Genomic DNA, 23,805 nt, shown 5'->3' with positions numbered 1-23,805 from the left:
TATATATGCTTTAACAGTACATTTATATGTAAAAAATATTGAAATATAATAAAATCTCCGGAAAACCGGAGATCAAATACCGTGCAATTCATGTTTTTTATCTCTTGTCATAAGGCTATAAACAGCCTCATAGGGATTTTTACCCTCAAAAAGTATGGAATAAATTTCTTTAGTTATTGGCATTTCTATTTTATGAATTTGAGAAAGTCTGTAGGCGGATTTTGTAGTATTAACTCCTTCTACTACCATTCCTATCTCTTTTAATGCTTCTTCTAAACTTTTACCTTTACCTATAAGTATCCCTGCTCTTCTATTTCGTGAAAGCATGCTGGTACAAGTGACAATGAGGTCTCCTACACCTGCCAAACCTAAAAACGTCAACGGATCAGAACCTAACGCGACACCCAAACGAGTAATTTCCGCAAGACCTCTTGTCATAAGAGCAGCTTTGGTATTATCGCCAAATCCAAGCCCGTCTGAAATTCCAGCTCCCAAGGCTATAATATTCTTTAATGATCCTCCTAATTCCACTCCCACAACGTCCTTGTTTATATACAACCTAAAGTTTTCATCCATAAAGGCATCTTGCACTATTTCACAGGCTTTAACATTCAAAGAGGCTAAAACACAGGCTGTAGGAATTTGCCTGACTACTTCCTCAGCATGACTAGGACCTGACAAAACAACTACATCATTTGAAAGATATTCTTTTATGACTTCAGACATTCTTTTTAAAGTGGAAGTCTCTATTCCCTTTGCAAGATTTACCACAATAAAGTTTTTATCAACTACCTCTTTTAATTTTTCCGATATCTCTCTCACAGCATGAGAAGGTACTGCGATTACTACTATTTCAGAGTTAGTTACTGCCTCTTTTAAATCAGTAGTAATGGAAATTTCTTGAGGAATATCAACATCAAGATATTTTTTATTGTGACGAGTAGACACAATTTCCTCAAACTGATTTTTATCTCTCATCCACAATGTAATTTGATGCCCAAGTCGGTTTAAGTGTATCGCTATAGCTGTTCCCCAACTTCCCGCACCTAATACTGATATTTTCATGACCACTTTCCTTTCTCATTTTATTTCCGTCTTTTGTCCAAGTTTAGATTCTGTTCCCGCCAGCAAACGTTTTATATTAGAACGGTGTTGGAAAATTGCTAAAGATGCCAGAATAAGCGAAAATATGAATATTTGTGTTGAATTCCAAAAGATTGCATTTAAAAGCACAAAAGTAACCGACCCTGTTATGGACCCTAAAGATACGTATTTTGTCAAAACAATTACTGTAACCCCAATTGCTAAGGCTATGAGCCCTAAAAGAGGACTTACAGTCATTACAACTCCAACGCTTGTAGCAATTCCTTTTCCACCTCTAAATTTTAAAAACACAGGCCAGTTATGACCGCATACCACTGCTATTCCTGCAATCATAGCACCAGTATTACCCATTAAATACTTACCGATTAATACGGCTATAACTCCTTTTAACACATCCAATGCAAAAACAGGAGCTGCAGCTTTATATCCTAATACTCTCAAAACATTAGTAGCCCCCGCATTTCCACTTCCATAATTGCGAATGTCTATGTTTCGCGTGTATTTTGTAAAAATATATGCATTGTTTATGCAACCAATCAAATAAGCAATGATGGCCGTTAAAACAGCGTACATATTTCCCCCCCTTTCTCTTTTAATTTTCTCCTCTTTTTTTAGTAGAAATCACAACAGGTACTCCTTCAAAGCCAAAATTTTGTCTTAATGTATTCTCAATAAATCTTAAATAGGAAAAATGCATCAGCTCAGGTTCATTGACAAATACTACAAAAGAAGGCGGCTTAATTCCTACTTGTGAAGTATAATATACTTTTAATGGTTTGCCCTTATCAGCAGGTGGCGGAAACATAAGCATAGCTTCATTTAGCACATTATTTAAAAGACCAGTAGTAATTCTTTTATTATATTCCTCCCATACTTTATCTACAGTCTCTAAAACTCTGTGTACTCTTTGCCCTGTTTTTGCTGAAATAAATAGTATAGGAGCAAAAGATATAAAAGATAGTTTTTCTCTTACCATCTTAGTATACTCATTAACAGTATTATTGTCTTTTTTTATTGCATCCCATTTATTAACAACTATGATGATTCCTTTTCCATTTTCAAACGCATATCCTGCTATTTTAGTGTCCTGTTCTGTTGGACCTTCTGTAGCATCTATCATCAAAAGGCATATATCAGACCTTTCAATTGCAGCTAAAGCTCTTAATACGCTGTACCTTTCTATAGATTCGCTAATTCTACTTTTTCTACGTATCCCTGCTGTATCAATAAGAACATAGTTCTTCCCATCTTTTGAAAAAGGAGTATCTATTGCATCCCGTGTAGTGCCAGGTATGTTACTGACTATTACCCTTTCTTCCCCTAATATTTTGTTAACTAGTGAGGATTTCCCCACATTAGGTTTGCCAATAACAGCAATTTTAATTGTCTCTTCAGTGTATTCTAACTCTTCCTGTGGCAATTTTTTTACTACTTCGTCTAAAAGTTCTCCGATGCCCAACCCATTTGACGCTGAAATTGGAATGGGATTGCCTAAACCAAGGCTAAAAAAGTCATAATAAGTAGGAGGCATTTCTTTAAAACTGTCCACCTTGTTGCAAACCAAAATAACTTCTTTTTTTGCTCTTCTTAAAATGTTTGCTATTTCTTCATCTTCTGGCATTAAACCTTCTTTTGCATCAACTAAAAATAGTATTACGTCGGAAGCATCAATTGCTGCTTCCACTTGTAAACGGACTTTTGAAAAGAGGATATCTTCAGCATTTGGGTCTAATCCTCCTGTGTCTACTAATATAAATTTTTTGTCCAGCCATTCTGCATTGCCGTATATTCTATCCCTTGTAACTCCTGGTTTGTCTTCCACAATAGAAATTCTTTTTCCCATAATTTTATTAAAAAGAGTAGATTTACCCACGTTTGGTCTACCTACAATACTTACCATTGCTCCTGCCATATCTATCACCTTCCACTCTGTATCCTTTGTAAAAATTTTCTCCCATCGACTTCAGAAACTATAACTTTTGTCCCCAGTTCTCTTTCTATTTCTTCAACAGTAGTATCATCAAGAAAAACATTTGAACTTTCCTTTAACATGACATCGGGAATAACTAAAACTTCCCCATTTATTTTACCTTTTAATTGGTTTATTATATCTTTCCCCACCACAAGTCCAGCTACTGTGATATTGTGACCAAAAAACTCATTGTGTATCTTCTCCACTTTTACATTAAACCCTGTTTTTCTTAATTCTTTCGCTACTTCTTCCATAAAATTATAGGCAGCTATTCCTGTAACAATAATGTAAGGGGTGGTGTTTATATTTTTCCCTTTCTTCACTTTTAATCTTTTTAGACTCCTTTGAAATTGATGTTTAAACAATGCCATAAGTCCTACGCCATTTTCTATTTGAGGAAATCCCTCGTAATGATAATAAGAAGGTATAGTAACACCTGCCATCACATAAAACTCATCTGACAAAAAAACAAAAGAAGAACCTAATTCTTTCTTTAATTTCTTTTGCCATGAAGATACTTGTTCGACTACATTTTTAGCTTCCTCTTTAGTAAAAGTTCTAAGTTTATAAAGTTTCTCTCTGTGGTCTGTAAGTCCTACTGGAACAACTGCTATTGATTTTACACCAGGATATAGACTTGACAAATCCTTGATAGTTCTGTCAAGAATTTTACCATCATTTATTTCTGGACATAATACGATTTGACCATGTACCTCAATTCCGTTCTCAACAAGTTTTTTTAATTTATCCATTATACCTTTTGCATTCGGGTTATTTATCATTTTTACTCTTACATCATCATCAGTGGCATGAATTGAAACATATAAGGGAGAGAGCTTATATTTTATTACCCTGGCAATTTCCTCTTCACTCATATTAGTCATAGTAATAAAATTACCTTGTAAAAAGGAAAACCTATAATCGTCATCCTTAAATAAAAGAGATTTGCGGACTCCTTTAGGTAACTGGTCAATAAAGCAAAAAATACACTTATTTCTACAATGTTTTGGCCTGTCAATTATTTCTTCTTCAAAGACTAACCCTAAATCCTCATCATAGTCTTTTTCCACTTCAAAAATATATCTTTCTCCTGTAGCCTTTTCAATTTCTAATTGTATAAACTCATTTGACACTTCATATCGATAATCTATTATATCAATTATTTCTTTTCCGTTTAATGTAATGAGTTTGTCTCCTTTTTGTATATCTAAATCCCATGCTATACTTCCTTTTATTACATCTTTTATATTTATTTTATGCATATTTTTCCTCCTAAATTAACTCCTCTCTTTTCAATTATGAATTAATCCTATCAATACGTCAAGACCTTATTTGCAACTTTGTTTTAATATCTGTTACTAATTTTACGAAATTGTTGTATTTTTTCAATATGCCATATACCGTTATAGGCCTACCTAAAAAGATAATTCCTAAACGCCTTGACGTAATACCTCCAATCTTTGTAGTAAGTCCTATGGTAGGAAGTGCATCTACGACTAATATATCTTTTTCAGAAATTCCATATAAAGACAAAAAACTGTAAATAGCTTTTGTCACTATTTCTCGCCCATTTCTCGCACCGACAATGTACACATAGTTTCCAAATTCATCCTTACCCATATAAAAAAGAGTGCCAATTTCATCGTTGGAAGTTTTATCATAATGAGGAAGAGAAACAATTTCTTCATAAGTAGGCACTCTGTCAATAGGTAAAAGTCCTATGTGTATAGAAGCAGCTACAACAGAAGAGTGAGCACTTCCATAACACATATATACAATAATCACAAACCTACCACCTCATAGTATTTTTTTATATCTCTCTACAAATCTTTTTATATTCTTGTGTCTCATCAAATAGTAATTATACAAAAAATTGTCTATAGTTTGTGTTAGTATTTTCTTACCTCTTAGATTCATCAGCACTTTAAAAAAAATTACATCATAGTGGGAAGTATCTATAAAAATTATATCTTCTTTTATTTTAAAAACTTCCATCAAATCACACAAAGTTTTCTTGATATTTTCACTAAAATTTTTCATTCCTATTATGAACACTTCATTTTGATTATTATCTTTCCCAATAAATCTCATTTGTCCATAATCAACTTGAAACAAAAAAGGGATTTTAAAAAATTCCTCTTTTTCAATTTTGGATTTATCATTTAAATGAAGATATGCACATATAGGAGAAGAATAGCACCCATAATAACTATAATACACTACTTTCATAGATACCACCTAATATTGTTTAACTAAAATAAATACTCCATTTTCAAGATCGTGAACGGCTGCCTTAAAAATTCTGCTCAAATACATAGAAATCTTTTGCTGCTCTTCTTCATTTTCTACATAAATGATGGGTGCAGTACCACTTAAGACATTATCTTTTGCTTTTCTTAAAGCTACTATTGCTATTATATATCCTGTTACATGTACTTCCATTCTATCACCTCAATTAACAGCTTTTCTCGCGCCCCTTGACTTTGAAGGATACTTTCTTACAGTTTCAATTGCTGGCACATTCTTTATAATTTCCACAAAAGCATCAATATCAGGCTTCATCGCTACCATAACTACAATAATATCTCCATTTTCATTGTTGTTCATAGTAAGAGGAGCTAATTCGGGAGTATCAATATTCATTTTTAATCCCAATTGATTAGCAGCTTCATGGAGAATAGCCTGTCTTATTCCCAAATTGTTTATGGAAATTAAACTATCCAATCCTTTCGGACGTATTATAACAGCCATTCCAAATTTCTCTATTATTTCTCTTCCTTCTTTTAGACCTATATCTGCTAAAACCACATCCTCAACGCACAATAAAGGTCCTTTAAAAACAATCTTTGAAGGAAGAACTTCGGCAATATCTCTAATATAAGCAATTTTCATTACATAACGAGACAAATAAATTGCTAGTCCTCCCACAATTGTCCCTATTATAACACTTTTAGAAAGATAAACTGCCAAAGAAGTAAGAGTAGCTACTGCCATAGCAATATAGTTTCTTGCTTCAAAAATTTTAGCTATATTTTCTATATAAGCTGCTCCTCTTGGAACTAATTCTGTTGCTTCCATTTTTTCTAAACTGGCTCTCTCTATTTCTCTTACTTCTTTAAATTGTTGTGCTGCCAAAGCTAAAAAGGTGACAGCAGTGTACTGTTTTTCAATTAATGCAGGCACAGAAAAAGCTCCTAAAGCAGCTGAAATTACCCCTAAGGTTAAATGAGTCATATAACCTTGAGGATAAGTAGGATACTGCCTATAGTCCACTCTTAAATATATAAAGCGGGCAAGTGTCCCCAAAGCAATTCCACAAACCACAATATTGATATACAATTCATGATTTATGCTCATGGCTCATCTCCTTTTTTTCTCCTAAACTTACCCAAATAACTTGCAAATTCTTTGCGCGTAGCTTTAGAAAACTTGTGATACATCTCTCTCCCACCAGTACTCAAAAACATGAAAGCTACTGCTGATACTACAACAACTCCAATCAAAACCCATATTCCGGTACCTGCAGCTTTATTTTGTCCTGGCAACGGCTTTTGAGTTTTTGTAACTGTACCTACTTGTTTTTGTTCATCGGAACCATATAAAGCTTTTGTCAATATGTCTGCTATTAAAGAAGCTGAAACTTCTGCTCTTTCTCTTGTGTGAGAATAAGTGCCAAATTCTAACAGCAAAGAGTTTGGAGTCAAATCTTGATTGAAATCTCCTTGTCCAAAAAATACATCCTTGATCATGTTTGGATATGTCTTATCCGCAATAGCTTTTATCCTATAGGCTAATTGCTGATTTGCTTTTAAATTAGGGTTGTTCCGTCCTAAGACAATTCTTACGCCTGTAGCATTCTTCCCTGCAATTTTTCGTATATATTCTTTGAAAGGGACTGCATCTCTATGGACATCCAAAAGTAAGTCCGGTTTAAAATCCTTTAAAAGTTTGACTGCTCCAGTTCTTGACCGGCTGTATGCCATAGCATCATGCGGTATATACAAAGTCCTGTCCACTTTGACTGTGACTCCTTTTGCCTCTAAAGCTTTTTGTAAGGCGGCATCTACTTTATATATCCCGCCATGTCCATTGATACTTGCAGCGCCATCTGAAGGAAGATATGATTCATCACTGTGGGTAGAATATATCGCCACTCTCTTTTCACCAGTATTTTCTGCTACTGCCATTGCTTGTGAAATTTCTTCTATGTTAACATCTGGAAGTTTTTCTGTTCGCAAATACTTTGCATAAGCTATATTTTCATTTTTATCCACTTTGAACACTTCATACAATTTATTATCCCCTGATAAATATCTATCCCCTTTATAAACCTCCATTGCAGTCCTGAAAAGCACTTTATTTGTCTTTGCATCATACACTGTGTAATAATCAGGTTGTAATTCAGCCTGCTTCTCTGCATAACTGCTAAAAGCAAAAGATAAAAACACAATAATCAATAAGATTAATATTGTAACTTTATTCATCTTCTTTTTGTTCATTTTTATCACCCTCTTCTTTTTTGTTAGTATCTATCAGGCTGCTAGCCATACCCTCCCTGGGTTCAAGATGCTTTTTAGAAGTACCTCCTTGTATTTTTTCTCTTGTTTCCCCAATTATTTCAGACAAAAACACGGCAATTATCATAGATATAACTACCGAATCGAAAAATCCAGCTCCTCCTATGGGTACTGCTCCTCCTGTCCCTGTCAAGTAGTTTGAAACTGCCTGCATCACATTTGCCAGCATTATTCCCATCACTCCTGCAATAAAAGCACTTCTTCTCGAACGTGAAAAAAGATACGCGATTAAACCTCCAACAATACCATAAATATACTTAGGCTCAATAATCATGGCTTCAGGTTCTGCAGGAAGTATTCGCCCTGCAATAAAAACAGCTATTCCTGTAACAATTGATACTACAACTGCATTTACTCTTTCTCTGGTACTTTCTGCTCTCAAAAAAAGATACACACATACTGCTATAGGAATAGCAGCTCCACCTATGTTTATAGACACAGTTTTGGTTATAGGAATATTAGGTATCAAAGTCCCTATAATCATCCCAATTATCACTAAAAAAGCCCAAGTATCTGTCATTTTCATCCTATCTAATACTCTATGGGCAAATCCGAACAAAACGACCAATCCTGTAATAGAAAGCAAAATATAACTTAATGGCATCAAAATCACTCCTTAACTTTTTTTCTTAAAAATATGTTTTACACAATGCAAAAAAAATATGCAAAAAGCGCTCACTTCTTCGAGTGAGCGCTTTTTGCATTTCAATTTAAATCTATATGTTCACCGGTATCTAGGTAGATTACCCATTCACATATATTAGTTGCATGGTCAGCAATTCTCTCAAGATAACGAGCAACAAACAAAAATTGAGTTGCCTGGTCAATGTTTCTAGGGTCTTCCATCATATATGTCAAAAGTTCTCTAAAAATCTGTTTGTAAAGAGCATCTACTATATCGTCTTTTTCGCCAATAGCTCTTGCCAGCTCTAAATCTTGTCGTACGTAGGAATCCAAAGACATTTTGACCATTTCTCTTACAATTTCTGCCATTCTAGGAATATCGATTAAAGGTTTTATATACTTTTGATGAGCAATCCGCAACGTAGTCTTTGCTATATCTACTGCATGATCTGCCATTCTTTCTAAATCTGTAACAATTTTAAGGCCCGTCAAAACTATTCTCAAATCCCTTGCAATCGGCTGCTGTGTGACCATGATTTTTGCACACTTATTATCAATTTCTACTTCTATTTTGTCTATCCTGTCATCGTCATCTATAACTTTCTGAGCTAATTCTGTATCATGGTTTACTAAAGAAGCAATGGCATTTGCTATGGCCTCTTCTACAAGGCTACCCATTTTCAATACGTCATAATGGAGTTCCTCTAATTCTTTTTCAAAATGGGTGCGATTCACTGTGTCACCTCCTTTAACCGAATCTACCAGTAATGTAATCTTCTGTTCTTTTATCTTTAGGATTATAAAATACTTGATCTGTTGGTCCACTTTCAATTAATTCACCATTTAGGAAAAACGCAGTATAATCAGACACTCTTCCTGCCTGTTGCATATTGTGAGTTACTATTATTATTGTATATTTATTTTTAAGTTCCTCAATTAATTCCTCTATTTTCATAGTAGAAATAGGGTCTAACGCAGATGTAGGCTCATCCATCAAAATTACTTCTGGCTCTACTGCCAATGTCCTAGCAATGCAAAGCCTTTGTTGTTGACCTCCAGATAAACTAAGAGCCGACTTATGAAGCCTATCTTTTACTTCATCCCATAAAGCTGCAGCTTTTAAACTTTTTTCAACAATTTCATTTAACTTTTTTTTGTCTTTTATACCATGGATTCTAGGTCCATATGCTACATTGTCGTAAACAGTCATAGGAAAAGGATTTGGTTTTTGGAAAACCATTCCTACTTTTTTTCTAAGTTCAATAACATCTACCTCTTTGTATAAGTCTTGTCCATCTAGCAAAACTGTTCCATTTATTTTGACCCCTTCTATAAGATCGTTCATCCTGTTTAAAGTACGAATAAAGGTAGATTTCCCACAACCAGACGGACCTATAAGTGCCAAAACGCTATTTGCTTCTACATCCAAATTTATTTTTTTAAGGGCCTGGACCTCACCATAAAATAAGTCCAACTCTCTGACCTCTATTTTTTTCATTTGTCAGTCATTCCCCTTCCTATTAGCTATATTATACCATTTTATTTTTCGCCTGTCATTCTTTTATATAATGTACTTCCTAACCATCTAGCAAGGATGTTGAAAATCAATACCATTAGCAATAAAACTGCTGCTGCACCGTCTGCAATCTGTCTTGCATCAGGTGCTAACCCCTCACTATTTACCTTCCAAATATAAACAGCTAAAGTCTCTGCAGGTCTAAAGATATTTAAAGGCGAGGTAGGACTTGAAGGATTTAAGTTTGAAAAATTCAAGGCAGGGCTGCTCATACCTGCAGTATACAATAAAGCAGCAGCTTCTCCAAAAATTCTTCCAGCAGTTAAAATTATCCCGGTTATAATTCCAGGCATTGCAGCAGGCACTACAACTTTTACAATTGTTTGCCATTTTGTGGAACCTAAAGCGTAACTTGCCTCTCGCAAACTATTAGGCACACTTCTAATTGAATCTTCACTTACTCTTGTCATTACAGGAAGATTTAACACCGTAAGAGCAAGAGCTCCTGCAATGAGGGAATAACCCCATCCAGTCATAGTTACAAACACTAAAAGTCCAAAAAGACCTACTACAATAGAAGGCATTGAAGATAAAGTTTCTACTGACAATCTTATAAGTTCTGTTAATAGACCTGGCTTTGCATACTCTGCCATATAGATTCCTGCACCTAAGCCTATAGGAACAGAAATTATCAAAGTTATTATTAATAATTCTAACGAATTAAAAAGCTGTGGCCCTATGCCTCCTCCTGCTTCCATAAATTTTGGAGGGGAAGTTAAAAAATCTATATTGAGTTTAGTTCTCCCTTGATATAATATATAACTTATTAATGAAACCAAAAACAAGATTAAAAACACAGCAACAGCATAGAAATATATAGTCGCTATTTTGTCATACAGCTTGGATTTCATTTATACATTCCCCTCCTGCCAACTAATTTGATAATAATGATAAAAGTAAAAGATATTATGAGAAGCAGTAATGCTAAAGACCAAAGTGCATCATTCCACACAGAACCCATTGCTGTATTTGCCATGTCCATTGTAATAATAGAGGTTATAGTACTCATAGGCTCTAAAAAAGATTTGGGAATAACTGGACGATTACCTATAACCATTTGAACTGCCAAAGCTTCTCCAAAAGCCCTTGCCAAACCCAAAATAATTGCTGTTAAAATTCCCGATTTCGCAGCAGGAATGACAACATGTCGTATTGTCTGCCATCTTGTCGCCCCAAGAGCATAACTGGCTTCTCTTATTTCCACAGGTAATGACCTTATAGCATCAGTACTAACACTAGTAATTGTTGGAAGCGTCATAATGGTAAGGACTAATATACCTGCCAATAAACTAAAGCCCAATCCTCCAAAATGTTTACTTATAAAAGGAACTAATACAGTAAGGCCAACCCATCCGTATACGACAGAGGGAATACCAACAAAAATCTCAATAGCTGGTTGCAATATTTTTTGTCCTAATTTTTTTTCAATCTCTACCATAAAAATTGCAGAGGAGACTCCCAGAGGTGCACTTATCATAATTGCAAAAGCAGAAACAAGAATAGACCCTATTATAAATTGCAAAGACCCGACAGCAGGTACCTCTCTATCCGGATTCCAAGTGGTAGAAAACAAAAACTCTTTTATCGAGATGCCATCTTTTATGAAAGTAGAAAGGCCTTTAGATGTCACAAATAAAAATAGTGAAACAGTAATAATTATTAACAATAAAGCAGAGATGAAAACGATAGCCTTTCCAAACGAATTAACCAATTTCCGCTTTCTTTCATAATTTTTATCAACTGTCATGTGCTTTCCCCCATTTAAGAAATTATAATGACAATAATGGCACTTCTTTTATAGTATCAACTCTAAAAAAAAAATTCATTAAATTTATGTTAAATATGTGTTAAATCTATGTTAAATCGATATCTATATCTCTATATATATTAAAAAAGGAACTGACATTCATGTCAGCTCCTTTTTTAATTATTTTCTATTTTGTTTTCATCTCACTAACAGGTATAAATCCCACCTTAGGAACAAGTTCTTTTTGTACTTCATCTGACATCATGAAATCTAAGAAAGCTTTAACTGCACCAGTAGGTTCTCCTTTTGTGTACATATGCTCGTATGACCAAATAGGATACTTGCCATCTATTATGTTTTGGGCCGTTGGTTCTACTCCCTCATATTTTAGAGCTTTAACAGTATCATCCACGTAGGATAAAGCAAGATAACTTATAGCTCCTTTTGTGTCAGCAACTGCTTTTTTAACTGCACCTGATGAATCCTCTGTCAAAGCAAAACCTTGAGCTTCTTCTTGTCCCTTTAATACCACTTTTTTGAATGTAGCCCGAGTCCCTGAACTTGCAGGTCTATTAATAATAACTATTTTCATATCTGACCCGCCAACATCTTTCCAATTTGTTATTTTCCCTGTAAAAATGTCTATTAATTGTTGTTGAGTTAAATTATCAACTGTAACATCTTTATTAACAACTACAGCAAAACCTACAATCGCAACTTTATGATCTACTAAAGATTTGGCTGTGTTGGCATCTAATTTTTCTTCAGCAAAAATATCAGAATTTCCAATATCAATTGCCCCTTGAACTACTTGTGTCAATCCTGTACCACTACCACCGCCTTGCACTGTTATCGCTACATTAGGATATTTTTCCATAAACATTTTAGCTGCTTGTTCAGCCAATGGCTGTAACGCTGTAGAACCAGCAACTGTTATATTACCTGACAGGTTACCAGAATCTGCACTTTGAGGTTGTTTTGAGCCACACGCAGCAAAAGTAAAAAAACTTGCAATTAACAGTACTACAATAGCAACTTTCGCAAATCGACTATTTAACATTAAAGCACCTCCAAAATTCCTTAAATTTTTTGTACAACTACATTGTAACAGTCTATTGTAAAGTCAATATTAAGATATTGTTAAGTCTTTGTTAAATCAGCTTTGTTGAATTTTATAATAAATTTTGTACCTCTCCCCACTTCACTTTCTACAAAAATTTCCCCTTTCATAGATTCCACGATATGTTTAACTATAGCAAGTCCCAATCCTGTACCACCTAATTTTCTTGAGCGACTTTTGTCAACTCGATAAAATCTTTCAAAAAGCCGAGGAATATTTTCTTTTGAAATACCAATGCCGTTGTCTTCTACTTCAATAATTATTTTATCCCCCTCTTCTCTGGTAGATACTTTTACAAATCCTCCCTCTTGAGTGTATTTTATACCGTTATCTATTAAATTGATCATCATCTGATGAAATCTATCTTTATTAGTATTTATCACCAAATCAGTACAATTTAAATCTTTTTTTAACGTTATATTTTTATTTCTCGCGACCTTGTCCATTATATATAATATATCCTCTATCTCATTATCTAATTCTATTTCTTCTGTCGGATAACCTTCTTTAACATTTTCTATTTCAGAAAGAGTGAGTATATCGTTTATAAGTCTTGTAAGTCTTTCAGACTCAAAATCAATTATATCTAAAAATTTATCCCTTGCTTCAGGATTCTCAATAGCACCATTTCTTAAAGTTTCAATAAAGCCTCTAATAGAAGTCAAAGGAGTTCTTAGCTCATGGGACACATTTGCAACAAATTCGCTTCTTATTTTTTCCAATCTTCTCATTTCTGTAATATCATCTATTATTAACACAAAACCCAAATTTTGATGGGAAATTGGATGAAGAATTGGACTGGTATACACTTTGAGGTGCTTGTTGAAAACATTTAGTTCTAAACTTCTGGAAGGGGAATTTTTATTTTTCTTAACATCTTCAAAAAGGTCATGTAATTTACTATTTCTTACAACTTCTAAGATATGTCTTCCAATTAAATCTTTCTCTTTTATATTTAGAATTTTCCTCGCAGCATCATTTATAAGTAATATTTTCTCATTATCATCAAAAGCGATAACCCCATTTACTATACTTTTTAAAATGGCTTCTAATTTTGCATTTCTGTCATTTAATTCCTCTATCGTTTCTTTTAATTTATAAGACATAGAATTTACTGCAAGAGAAAGTTCTTTTATTTCATCAATAGAATTGCTTTCAAGTTCATGACTGTATATACCATTTGCAATATCCTTTGTAATTTCAGTTATTTCTTTTATTGGTTCTACTATATTTTGTATAAATCTATAACTTAAAAAACCTGTTACTAAAATTCCTAATAAAATAGCAAAAATAAATTTGGTCGTTGGAACATAACCTAAAAAAAATATGGCAACTATTAAAATTCCAAGTAGGTTTATAAAAAACAATTTATAATAGGATTTCTTTAGCATCACACTTCACCTTTATCTTTTAGCTTATATCCAATTCCTCTTACAGTTTCAATATACACAGGAGATTTATCATCGTCTTCTATCTTTTTTCTTAAATGCCTGATATGGACATCAACAGTTCGAGTTTCTCCAGCATATTCATATCCCCATACTTTGTCTAAAAGATAGTCTCTAGTTAATACTTTGCCCATATTTTGAGACAAAAGTTTTAAAAGCTCAAACTCTTTTAAAGTCAATTCTAAGACTTTCCCTTTTTTATAAACCAAATGCTTTCCAGTATCTATAACTATATCACCAAATTTTATTATTTCTTCTTTTTCTTCTTCTGGTTGCTGGGTTCGCCGAAGAACGGCTTTAATTCGAGCTAACAATTCTCTTACGCTGAAAGGCTTTGTTATATAATCATCGGCTCCCAACTCCAATCCCAATACTTTATCAAATTCTTCGCTTTTTGCTGTTAACATTATTATCGGTATATTTTTCGTTTCATCATTCTTTTTTAAAATTTTACATATTTCCAGTCCATCCACATCTGGCAACATCAAATCTAATATAACCAAATCGGGTTTTCCTTCAAGTGCTTTATCCAAGCCTTCTTTTCCATTTTCCGAAGTAATAACTTTGTATCCTGCTGCTTCCAAGTTGTATCTTAAAAGTTCCAATATATGAATTTCATCTTCTATAACCAAAACCGTATAGGCCATTTTGACACCTCCAGATAATATGGCTTGTACACATTTGAAACAAAAAATAAAATTATGTCTTTTCTTTTTTTGTCTCATTCTCTTTAAGAAGTTTCTTAAGTTCATCCATAAAAGTATTTATGTCTTTAAACTGCCTATAAACAGAAGCAAATCTGACATAAGCTACTTCATCTACATTTTTAAGTTTTTCCATTACCATTTCTCCGATTTCGGCGGAGGTTATTTCCCTTTCCATTGAATTTATTATTCTTTTGTCAATTTCATCTGTAATTTCTTCTAAGACCTTTATAGGCACGGGCCTTTTTTCGCAAGCTTTTATCATGCCTTTTAATATTTTATCTCTGTCATAGACTTCTCGGCGATTGTCTTTTTTTATTACAAGTATAGGCAATTGTTCTACTTTCTCATAAGTAGTAAATCTCTTCCCACATTTTAAACATTCCCTTCTTCTCCTTATAGAAGTGTTATCATCTGTAGGTCGAGAATCAATAACTTTTGAATCTGGATACCCACAATAAGGGCATTTCATCTTATTACCTCCAACAATTCTTAATTGTTTAATAAAATTATAATAAACTTGTTTTCATTAGTCAAACTTAAGCTTCTCTATCTTTAAAATCTACTAATATTACATCCGTTCCAATCTTTTTTATAGATTCCCACGGCAAGTATATTTCTATATCTTTATTAAAAAACCTAAAAAAACTTGTTTCTTTCGGTATAACAATTCCCTCTACTCTTCCTTCTTCAAGGTTTACTTCAATGTCAATTATATTCCCTAATTTTTCTCCTGTATTTATATCTATAACATCTTTATCTCTTAACTCTGAAGCTTTAATCATCCTCATTTCCCCCTTTTGTCCTTTTCATAAAATTATATGAAAAAATCTAGCTTATCATTCCTGATAAGCTAGATGTATTTCCTCATGTGATTTAAAGCCGCTTTTTCTAATCTTGAAACTTGTGCTTGAGATATTCCTATCTCTTTTGCTACCTCCATCTGGGTTTTCCCTTCAAAAAATCTCATCGTCAATATCATTTTTTCCCTTTCGCTTAGTTTTTGTATTGCTTCTTTTAATGCAATTTTCTCTAGCCACACTTCATCCATATTCTTGTCATCGCTTACTTGATCCATCACATAAATTGCATCTCCACCATCATGATATATAGGTTCAAACAAAGAAACCGGTTCTTGAATAGCATCAAGAGCCATTACTACTTCTTCACGTGTAAGGTCAAGCTCTTTAGCTATCTCGCCTACTGTCGGCTCTTTGGAATTTTCCGATACTAATTTGTCTCTTACCTGTAATGCTTTATAGGCTATATCTCTTAAAGAGCGGCTCACCCTTATAGGAGTGTTATCTCTTAAGTATCTTCTTATTTCTCCAATTATCATTGGAACAGCGTAAGTAGAAAATTTTACATTTTGATCTAAGTCAAAATTGTCAATAGCTTTTATAAGCCCTATACATCCTACTTGAAACAAATCATCTACGTATTCCCCGCGATTATTAAATCTTTGAATAACACTTAGTACCAATCGCAAATTGCCATTTATAAATTCTTCTCTTGCTTTTTTGTCTCCATTTTTCATCCGTATCAATAGTTCTTTTTGCTTAGAAGGTTTTAAAACAGGTAACTTAGAGGTATTGACACCGCAAATTTCAACTTTGTTATTCATAAATCCTGCCCCCACATGTTTAGCTTATTAACAGTATTGCCGGCAGGATAAAAAAATATACAGAAAAGCTTAAACTAGTCTATTCAATTCTTTTTTTAATCTTTTTAAAATCTTTTTTTCTAAGCGAGAAATATAGGACTGTGAAATTCCCAACATATCTGCCACTTCTTTTTGAGTCTTTTCTACTCCACCCTCTAATCCAAATCTAAGTCCTATTATCTTTTTTTCTCTATCTGGTAATTTCTTTAATGCAGAAGTCAATAATTCCTTTTCTACTTCATCTTCGATATATTTATAAACTGTTTCGTTATCAGTGCCTAAAATATCTGAAAGCAAAAGTTCATTTCCATCCCAATCTACATTTAAAGGTTCATCAAAAGAAACCTCTAATTTAGTTTTGCTATTCCTTCTTAAATACATTAATATCTCATTCTCAATGCATCGAGAAGCATAAGTAGCTAATTTTATTTTTTTCTTAGGATTGAAAGTATTAATAGCTTTTATAAGTCCAATCGTGCCAATAGATATTAAATCTTCGATTCCTACTCCTGTGTTTTCAAATTTTTTTGCTATATATACTACCAATCTTAAATTTCTTTCAATAAGTACCGTTTTTGCTTCATTATCTCCTTTTTCCATTTTTGAAATTAAATATATTTCTTCTTCTACAGAAAGAGGTGGAGGTAATGCTTCACTTCCTCCAATATAAAATATGCCTTCAGATAAATCTAAAAAATCAAGGATTTTTTTCCACAACAATAGCATTTCTATTTTTACTTTTGTTTTTAGTTGCACTTCCAACACCCCCATTATACTAAAATTTCTGGTGCTAACAACGCCGCATAATTACCATATTTATCTATTTGGCTTTTGTATACTCCTACTATTACATTCCTTATCTCTTTTTCACCTACCACTAATTTATCTGGCTTAAATCCTAACATTATTCCTTTAGACTGTCCTACTGATATAAAGGGTATTAACCTTATCCTTGATAACCATCTTTCCTCTTTCAAAACTTCAAAAATTTTGCTAAAATCTATCTTCTCTTCATTTAATAAAATTTCCATATTATCAGGAAGTATATTTTTCATAGCCAAAAACTCTACTACCACAACAGGCGATTTAGTTAAAGGGTCGTATAATCTATTTCCAGTATCTAACAATCCTTTTATCTCTATTTGTTTTTGAAAAATTTCTATTTTTAGGCTGTATAACATTTTTTCCTCTTTTGATTTTCTCACTATATAATCCCAATTAGTATAGAAAAGTAAAATAGCTATCAATATTCCAATCCATAAACTGTGTAAATTAAATTTTGCCGTATACAAAACTGCAAAAATTGTCCCACCTATCGCAAAAGAAATTAGATAAAAAACTGCTAAAATTCTCAAAAATTCTTTTAATGTTTTTGGAGTAAATGCCATATATATTATTAAGAGAGATAAAATAATTTTTGCGAAAACTTCGTGAATCATCTTATAAGGTAACAAAAAAAATATTAGGACATAACACGCTCCCAATAATGCACCTAAAAAAAGCTTAATAGGTTTGCTGCCCTTTTTAGAAAATTTTCGTGTAAGGGATAAAATAAGATAGTTAATAATTAAATTTTCGAAAAAAATTACGTCTAAATACATTCATACCATCCCCGGGGACACTTTTAATCCTTATACAATGTATATTCCCATTTGCTTATTTTATTCATATTATAAAATAAAAATCTCAAATTTATTGTAATATTTTGGTATAAAAATAAGGTTGTTTTTGTAGAATTTTTGCATAAAAAAATCTGCAAAGAAACCTTTGCAGATTTATCGTCTCCCTCTTCTTAAAAAAGTAGGTATATCTAAATCATCACTCTCTATAACATTTTCTAATTTTACTTCAGGCTCCCTAGTGTCTTTTTTCTTTGCTGTATCCTTAGATTTTTCATTTCTTTCAAATCCTGTAGCTATAACAGTAATCCTTATTTGGTCCTCTAATGCCTCGTCTATTACTGCACCAAATATAATATTTGCATCAGGGTCTGCAGCTTCATAGATAAAATTAGCCGCTTCATTAACTTCAAATATGGTTAAATTTGGACCTCCTGCAATATTAAGTAATATTCCTCTTGAGCCTTCAATTGAAGTCTCTAATAATGGACTATGGATTGCTTGTTTCGCTGCCTCAGTCGCTTTATTTTCCCCAGAAGCTATACCTATTCCCATATGTGCAAGTCCTGTATTTGTCATAATAGTTTTAACATCAGCAAAATCCACATTTACAAGTCCAGGGACTGCGATAAGGTCGGATATACCTTGAACACCCTGTCTTAAAACATCATCTGCTAATTTAAAAGCATCAATCATTGAAGTCTTTTTTTCAACAACTTGCAATAATCTATCATTAGGAATAGTAATAAGAGCATCTACATGTTTTTTAAGTTCTTCAATGCCCATTTCTGCATGGGCCATCCTTTTTCTCCCTTCAAAGGTAAAAGGCTTGGTAACTACTCCTACAGTCAAAATTCCTAATTCTTTTGCTATTTCCGCCACAACAGGAGCCGCTCCTGTTCCTGTGCCTCCTCCCATGCCAGAAGTGATAAATATCATATCAGCACCTTTTATAACTCGTTCTATTTCTTCTCTAGATTCTTCAGCAGCTTTTTTCCCAATTTCAGGGTTTGCTCCTGCTCCTAACCCTTTTGTTAATTTTTCACCAATTTGTATTTTTATTTCAGCTTTCGATAAATAAAGAGCCTGCTTGTCTGTATTAATTGCAATAAACTCAACACCGCGAAGGCCAGCATCAATCATTCGATTTACAGCATTTCCGCCTCCACCACCAACTCCTATTACTTTAATAGCAGCAAATTGTTCCATATCAGTTTCTATACCTATCACAAAAAACCCTCCTCTTTACGCCCAAAAATCGCTAAATATTTCTTTGAGTTTATCAACTAATTTAGAACTCTTTTTCTCTTTTTTATCAGTCGGTTGGACATTATGCATAAACCTCTTATTGTTATATACATATTTTACCACTCCTACCCCTGCCGAGTAAATAGGAGTTGCTACTCCGATATTTTGCGGAGAACCAATGCGAATGTTTCTATTAAAAATTTTTTGTGCCAACTCTATATTTCCCTTTAAAAAGGAAATGCCTCCACCTGTTATGACTACATTTGTAACAATGTCTTCCAGAACTTTTGCTTCTTCCAATCTCTCATACACAAGCATTAAAAGTTCAGAAACCCTCGCTTCTATTATATCAGATATTTCATTTACATCTGTAGCTGATTTGCTTTTACCTGCTAAACTAGCAATTTTAATTGGTTCCAGCTTTTCAGGGGATAATTTTTCTAAAGTTCCATATTTCTTCTTTATATTTTCGGCTTCTTCAAAAGAAATCTTTAACCCTATAGATAAATCGTTTGTGATATGCCATCCACCGACTGCTATCATAGATGAATAAATAAGGCTGCCATACTTAAAAACAGAAATATCAGTCACTCCTGCACCCACATCAATTAATGCAACCCCCAACTCTTTTTCATCTTTTAAAAGTACTGCTTCGCCCGTAGCTAAAGGGCCTACAATTATTCCTTCTACCTCTAACCCTGCTTTTTTAACGCACTTTTCCATATTTTGAATAGCGGTAACACTACCTGTTACTATAGCGGCATTTACCTCTAACCTTATACCCGCCATTCCAACAGGGTCTTTTATTTCCCCATACCCATCCACAATATATTCTAATGGTATAACATCGATAATTTCTTTATCAGAAGGAATAGCAATGATTTTAGCAGCTTGTAAAACTCTATCCACATCTTGTTTTGTTATTTCTCTATCTTCTCTCGATACTGCTACTACTCCATTGTTTTTATATATAGTCGTCAACCCTCCATATATTTTCAAATACACAGAGGATATTTTTTGGTTGGCCATTCTTTCCGCTTGCTCCACAGACTTTTTTATAGAATAGGCAGTTTCATCTATATCTACAATAACCCCTTTTTTAACCCCATAACACGGATAATAGCCAATCCCAACAATATGCAGTTCTCCATTTTTATCCCCTTCTCCAATAATTGTACATACTTTAGATGTGCCAATGTCTAAACCAACTATTAAATCACCCATTATCAAATCCTCCTTCAGGAGACTGCTATCTTTTTCGCATCTTGTCTATCAGATATCTCCTTATATATGCAAAATTGACAAATAGCCTGCTTCCAAATACAAAAATTGCCGCAAGATAAATAGGAACTCCTAACACATCTCCAATATAAGCAAGGCCTCCTGCCAATATCGCATTGCCAAAAAAGCCAGTTATAAAAATAAGATTATCAAACTTCTCTTCAAGACTAGCTCTAATACCACCAAAAACTGAATCCAACGCTGCAAGAATAGCAACAGATAAATAAGAAACATAAGTGCTGGGGATATTAATTGGCAAAATAAAACCTATCACTATTCCTATTAATAAACTAACTATTATAATATAAGCCATTACTTGTTCTCTCCTTCAACTAAAGGTTTTGCATATCTAAACTTTATCACTCCGTCATATTTTTTAATCAATATATTGTCCGATTTTTTGATATTTACCTCTATTCCCCAAGTAGCTAAAGTATCTACTACTCCACCCTTTAGCTTAAGAGCAGCCTCTAATGTATCAGGGTCTCCAATAGCCTTTATGACATACGGCGCAGAAAAACGCACAGAATTTACATTTACTGTAGGACCAACGCACCTAATTTCTGAAGTAGCAATTAATCTTTGGTCATTTAAAGATATGGCCTCCGCTCCTGCCGCTCTTAGCTCATTTACAACTCGCAATAAGTCCCCATCGTGGACCAGAAATAAATTAGGGTCTTGTCCTGGGGGAACGGCTTGTTTGCTATCATTTATAGTTACAATTACTCCTGGACCTTGAAGGTCAGTCAGTCCTGCTAATTCTTTATATTTTTCTACATCATTTTTCAAAGTTTGAGTAATTACGCTATTCTTGGACGCAGAATCTTCGTAAGCATTTATTTTTGCTTCTAAATCATTAATCTGTTTTAGAAGAGCATCTTTTTCTGACTGCAGTTCCTTTAATTGAGCTGCCAATTCTTCTGCTCTCTGCACAGTAACTACGCCGCTTTTTTTTACTATTTTAAATTGAGTAGAAAGCATTATTCCTAATACTATTGAAACTAAAGCTACGGAAATATATACACTTTTTTTCATAAGTACCCCCATCCTCTATGGCATAAATACTGGATTGCTGTCTCCAATAATTTGAATTGTACCTTTATGATACCCTTTTTCAACCAAATCTTTTAATATTAATTCGGCAAATTTGAAAGAATAATTAATATCAGAAGGATTGTCAAAAGATATATCTATGCCATTTTTTGTAACTAATATAATTTGTCTTTCATTCACATATTTTATAACAGAACAAAAATCAGTACCTTCTATGAGTTCTAAAAGCGTTCCCAAATAACTTTTTTCAAAAATATCATTCAACTTTTTGCCAATTTGATATTTATCAACTTTTATTCCTTCTATAACAGGAAGTTCAGGGTTATACTCGTCCTTTTTTATTACCACTCCTTCTTTATCTATCATTAAATAGTCTTTTTGATATTTGACTTGTGCAACTATTTGTCTTTCTTTTATAAATATTTCTACAGTGGCAGGATATTGAATTTTTACTTTACTCTCCCTTATATAGGGGTTAGCAAGTAAATTACTTTCTATTTTTTTAGGATTAACTTTAAAAATATTCATTCCATAATCAATCATAGCTAACTCTTTAATATCATTATAAGATAAAATTCGATTGCCTACAACTTTTATAGTTTTAATCTCAAAATAATTTGAATGAAACATAAAAAGGTAAATCAAAACTATAAATATCAAGGTCGCAAACATAAATATTAAAAACCTCTTTTTAAAAGCACTTTTAACCATTAAACCATCCCCTGCTTGTACTTTTCTTTTGCATATGTAAAACAGCATGACGCTGTTTTACATTATTCTTACAATATCCCCTCCCACACTTTTCAAAGCCTTTTCGATTGATTCATATCCTCTATCAATGTGTTCTGCTTCTTCTACTATTGTTGTACCTTTTGCCCCCAAACCTGCAATAATCAAAGCAGCTCCTCCCCTTAAATCTCTTGCTACTACTTTTGCACCCATTAACTTCTCAACACCACGTATTACTGCTACTCTTCCTTCCACTTTTATATCTGCTCCCATTCGTATAAGTTCTTCCGTGTATTTAAATCTATTATCAAATATTGTCTCTGTAATAATAGATGTTCCCTCTGCTACAGACAAAACCGAAACCATCTGGGGCTGTAAATCTGTGGGAAAGCCAGGGTATGGCAATGTAACAATCATATCTACTGCTTTGGGGCGCTTATCGCATATAATTTTTATATAATCATTTCCAGCATGTATTTCGCATCCCGTTTCTCTCAATTTTGACAACAATGGTTCTAAATGTTCTTTTAAAGCATTTACTACTGTTAATTCTCCTTGTGTCATCACCGCAGCACAAAGATAAGTACCCGCAACAATTCTATCTGAAATTATGGTGTATTCCGCATCATGCAATCTTTTTACTCCTTCTATGATAATCGTGTTGGTACCAGCTCCTGATATTTTAGCCCCCATAGAGTTTAAAAAATTCTGCAAGTCTTCTATTTCCGGTTCTTTTGCCGCATTTCTAATGATGGTGACGCCTTCTGCAAAAACTCCCGCCAACATGATATTTTCTGTGGCTCCTACACTAGGAAGGTCTAAGTGAATTTCATTTCCTCTTATCTTCCCACCTTCACATTTAATATATCCATAAGATTCTTCCACTTTAACTCCTAATCTTCTCAAACCCTTAAGGTGTAAATCTATAGGTCTGTGTCCTATATCACAACCTCCTGGAAAACTCATCAAAGCTTTTTTGTTTCTTGATATTAAAGCCCCCATCAAAAATATAGATGACCTCATGGTTCTCATTAAGCTATCAGGTATTTCACTATCTTTTACATCCCTTGCATCTACAATAATGTCTCTGCCTTTAAAAGTTACCTTACAACCTAAATGTTCTAAAATTTCTATCATTGAATAAACATCTTTTAATTTAGGACAATCATGTATTACAGAAATCCCTTCATTTAAAATTGATGCTGCAAGGATGGGTAAAACAGAATTTTTAGCGCCATTTACCTTTAACTCACCATATAGCCTGTTCCCTCCATTAATTTTAAATTTCCCCATCTTATCACCCCTAAATTTAATACAGCTTACAACATATACTATGCATA

The 23,805-nt window shown here is 33.4% G+C and carries 28 protein-coding genes; all 28 read right to left on the bottom strand.

Annotated elements, in window-relative coordinates; all coding sequences use genetic code 11:
- Nucleotides 1-72 precede the first annotated feature (72 nt).
- Nucleotides 73-1,065: an NAD(P)H-dependent glycerol-3-phosphate dehydrogenase gene (locus M663_RS0108050; protein WP_004401364.1), complete on the bottom strand. Its 993-nt coding sequence runs from the start codon at nt 1,063-1,065 to the stop codon at nt 73-75.
- 15 nt (nt 1,066-1,080) lie between these two features.
- On the bottom strand, nt 1,081-1,677 hold the full coding sequence (gene plsY, locus M663_RS0108045; RefSeq protein WP_009052531.1) for a glycerol-3-phosphate 1-O-acyltransferase PlsY: 597 nt from the start codon (nt 1,675-1,677) through the stop codon (nt 1,081-1,083).
- A 19-nt stretch (nt 1,678-1,696) separates the two neighbouring features.
- Nucleotides 1,697-3,016 (bottom strand): ribosome biogenesis GTPase Der, encoded by a 1,320-nt coding sequence (gene der / locus M663_RS0108040; protein ID WP_029688557.1) that lies wholly within the window; start codon nt 3,014-3,016, stop codon nt 1,697-1,699.
- 5 nt (nt 3,017-3,021) lie between these two features.
- Nucleotides 3,022-4,338, bottom strand: a complete 1,317-nt coding sequence (locus M663_RS0108035; protein ID WP_029688556.1) for a DUF512 domain-containing protein — start codon at nt 4,336-4,338, stop codon at nt 3,022-3,024.
- A gap of 58 nt (nt 4,339-4,396) precedes the next feature.
- Complete coding sequence (locus M663_RS0108030) at nt 4,397-4,861, bottom strand: DUF3189 family protein (RefSeq protein ID WP_003867953.1); 465 nt, start codon at nt 4,859-4,861, stop codon at nt 4,397-4,399.
- Between the two features lie 12 nt (nt 4,862-4,873).
- Complete coding sequence (locus tag M663_RS0108025) at nt 4,874-5,305, bottom strand: DUF3189 family protein (protein ID WP_003871109.1); 432 nt, start codon at nt 5,303-5,305, stop codon at nt 4,874-4,876.
- Nucleotides 5,306-5,314: 9 nt separating this feature from the next.
- Complete coding sequence (locus M663_RS0108020) at nt 5,315-5,518, bottom strand: hypothetical protein (protein WP_003871110.1); 204 nt, start codon at nt 5,516-5,518, stop codon at nt 5,315-5,317.
- Nucleotides 5,519-5,527: 9 nt separating this feature from the next.
- A complete protein-coding gene (locus M663_RS0108015) occupies nt 5,528-6,433 on the bottom strand; it encodes a YIEGIA family protein (protein WP_004401355.1) in 906 nt (301 codons plus the stop codon).
- Nucleotides 6,430-7,575, bottom strand: a complete 1,146-nt coding sequence (gene spoIIP, locus M663_RS0108010; protein ID WP_029688555.1) for a stage II sporulation protein P — start codon at nt 7,573-7,575, stop codon at nt 6,430-6,432. Before spoIIP ends, M663_RS0108015 begins: the two co-directional genes overlap by 4 nt.
- The gene (locus M663_RS0108005) at nt 7,553-8,257 is read right to left on the bottom strand and encodes a DUF1614 domain-containing protein (RefSeq protein WP_006570263.1); all 705 of its coding nucleotides are present in this window, start codon (nt 8,255-8,257) and stop codon (nt 7,553-7,555) included. The genes spoIIP and M663_RS0108005 overlap by 23 nt, the downstream gene beginning before the upstream one ends.
- A 101-nt stretch (nt 8,258-8,358) precedes the next feature.
- Nucleotides 8,359-9,012 (bottom strand): phosphate signaling complex protein PhoU, encoded by a 654-nt coding sequence (gene phoU / locus M663_RS0108000; protein ID WP_003871114.1) that lies wholly within the window; start codon nt 9,010-9,012, stop codon nt 8,359-8,361.
- A 13-nt stretch (nt 9,013-9,025) separates the two neighbouring features.
- A complete protein-coding gene (pstB, locus tag M663_RS0107995; RefSeq protein ID WP_003871115.1) occupies nt 9,026-9,775 on the bottom strand; it encodes a phosphate ABC transporter ATP-binding protein PstB in 750 nt (249 codons plus the stop codon).
- Nucleotides 9,776-9,816: 41 nt separating this feature from the next.
- Nucleotides 9,817-10,704, bottom strand: coding sequence for a phosphate ABC transporter permease PstA (gene pstA / locus M663_RS0107990; RefSeq protein ID WP_006570260.1), 888 nt, complete (start codon nt 10,702-10,704; stop codon nt 9,817-9,819).
- Nucleotides 10,701-11,600, bottom strand: a complete 900-nt coding sequence (pstC, locus tag M663_RS0107985; protein ID WP_029688554.1) for a phosphate ABC transporter permease subunit PstC — start codon at nt 11,598-11,600, stop codon at nt 10,701-10,703. The genes pstA and pstC overlap by 4 nt, the downstream gene beginning before the upstream one ends.
- Before the next feature lie 187 nt (nt 11,601-11,787).
- A complete protein-coding gene (locus tag M663_RS0107980) occupies nt 11,788-12,660 on the bottom strand; it encodes a phosphate ABC transporter substrate-binding protein (RefSeq protein ID WP_029688553.1) in 873 nt (290 codons plus the stop codon).
- An 80-nt stretch (nt 12,661-12,740) separates the two neighbouring features.
- Nucleotides 12,741-14,111, bottom strand: a complete 1,371-nt coding sequence (locus M663_RS0107975; RefSeq protein ID WP_029688552.1) for an ATP-binding protein — start codon at nt 14,109-14,111, stop codon at nt 12,741-12,743.
- Nucleotides 14,111-14,815, bottom strand: a complete 705-nt coding sequence (locus M663_RS0107970; RefSeq protein WP_004402377.1) for a response regulator transcription factor — start codon at nt 14,813-14,815, stop codon at nt 14,111-14,113. The genes M663_RS0107975 and M663_RS0107970 overlap by 1 nt, the downstream gene beginning before the upstream one ends.
- Nucleotides 14,816-14,867: 52 nt before the next feature.
- A complete protein-coding gene (gene nrdR / locus M663_RS0107965) occupies nt 14,868-15,344 on the bottom strand; it encodes a transcriptional regulator NrdR (RefSeq protein WP_004402378.1) in 477 nt (158 codons plus the stop codon).
- A gap of 67 nt (nt 15,345-15,411) precedes the next feature.
- Nucleotides 15,412-15,657: a YlmC/YmxH family sporulation protein gene (locus tag M663_RS0107960; protein WP_003867938.1), complete on the bottom strand. Its 246-nt coding sequence runs from the start codon at nt 15,655-15,657 to the stop codon at nt 15,412-15,414.
- Between the two features lie 68 nt (nt 15,658-15,725).
- Nucleotides 15,726-16,496, bottom strand: a complete 771-nt coding sequence (sigG, locus tag M663_RS0107955) for an RNA polymerase sporulation sigma factor SigG (protein WP_029688551.1) — start codon at nt 16,494-16,496, stop codon at nt 15,726-15,728.
- A gap of 69 nt (nt 16,497-16,565) precedes the next feature.
- Nucleotides 16,566-17,306 carry an RNA polymerase sporulation sigma factor SigE gene (gene sigE, locus M663_RS0107950; protein WP_244499176.1) on the bottom strand — a complete coding sequence of 247 codons (741 nt, stop codon included), beginning with the start codon at nt 17,304-17,306 and terminating at the stop codon, nt 16,566-16,568.
- On the bottom strand, nt 17,306-18,136 hold the full coding sequence (gene spoIIGA / locus M663_RS0107945; protein ID WP_029688549.1) for a sigma-E processing peptidase SpoIIGA: 831 nt from the start codon (nt 18,134-18,136) through the stop codon (nt 17,306-17,308). The genes sigE and spoIIGA overlap by 1 nt, the downstream gene beginning before the upstream one ends.
- Nucleotides 18,137-18,310: 174 nt before the next feature.
- On the bottom strand, nt 18,311-19,384 hold the full coding sequence (gene ftsZ, locus M663_RS0107940) for a cell division protein FtsZ (protein WP_004402383.1): 1,074 nt from the start codon (nt 19,382-19,384) through the stop codon (nt 18,311-18,313).
- Nucleotides 19,385-19,399: 15 nt separating this feature from the next.
- Nucleotides 19,400-20,626: a cell division protein FtsA gene (ftsA, locus tag M663_RS0107935; protein WP_004402384.1), complete on the bottom strand. Its 1,227-nt coding sequence runs from the start codon at nt 20,624-20,626 to the stop codon at nt 19,400-19,402.
- A gap of 25 nt (nt 20,627-20,651) precedes the next feature.
- Complete coding sequence (locus tag M663_RS0107930; RefSeq protein WP_003871210.1) at nt 20,652-20,996, bottom strand: small basic family protein; 345 nt, start codon at nt 20,994-20,996, stop codon at nt 20,652-20,654.
- A complete protein-coding gene (locus tag M663_RS0107925) occupies nt 20,996-21,718 on the bottom strand; it encodes a DUF881 domain-containing protein (protein ID WP_029688547.1) in 723 nt (240 codons plus the stop codon). The genes M663_RS0107930 and M663_RS0107925 overlap by 1 nt, the downstream gene beginning before the upstream one ends.
- Before the next feature lie 15 nt (nt 21,719-21,733).
- The gene (locus M663_RS0107920; RefSeq protein WP_029688546.1) at nt 21,734-22,447 is read right to left on the bottom strand and encodes an FtsQ-type POTRA domain-containing protein; all 714 of its coding nucleotides are present in this window, start codon (nt 22,445-22,447) and stop codon (nt 21,734-21,736) included.
- A 57-nt stretch (nt 22,448-22,504) separates the two neighbouring features.
- Nucleotides 22,505-23,758 carry a UDP-N-acetylglucosamine 1-carboxyvinyltransferase gene (gene murA / locus M663_RS0107915; protein ID WP_029688545.1) on the bottom strand — a complete coding sequence of 418 codons (1,254 nt, stop codon included), beginning with the start codon at nt 23,756-23,758 and terminating at the stop codon, nt 22,505-22,507.
- Nucleotides 23,759-23,805 lie beyond the last annotated feature (47 nt).

The sequence above is a fragment of the Thermoanaerobacter sp. A7A genome (assembly GCF_000445185.1).
In the GTDB taxonomy this organism is placed as follows: domain Bacteria; phylum Bacillota; class Thermoanaerobacteria; order Thermoanaerobacterales; family Thermoanaerobacteraceae; genus Thermoanaerobacter.
Note: the sequence above shows the minus strand (reverse complement) of the source record. Positions and strands in the feature narration are given on the sequence as shown.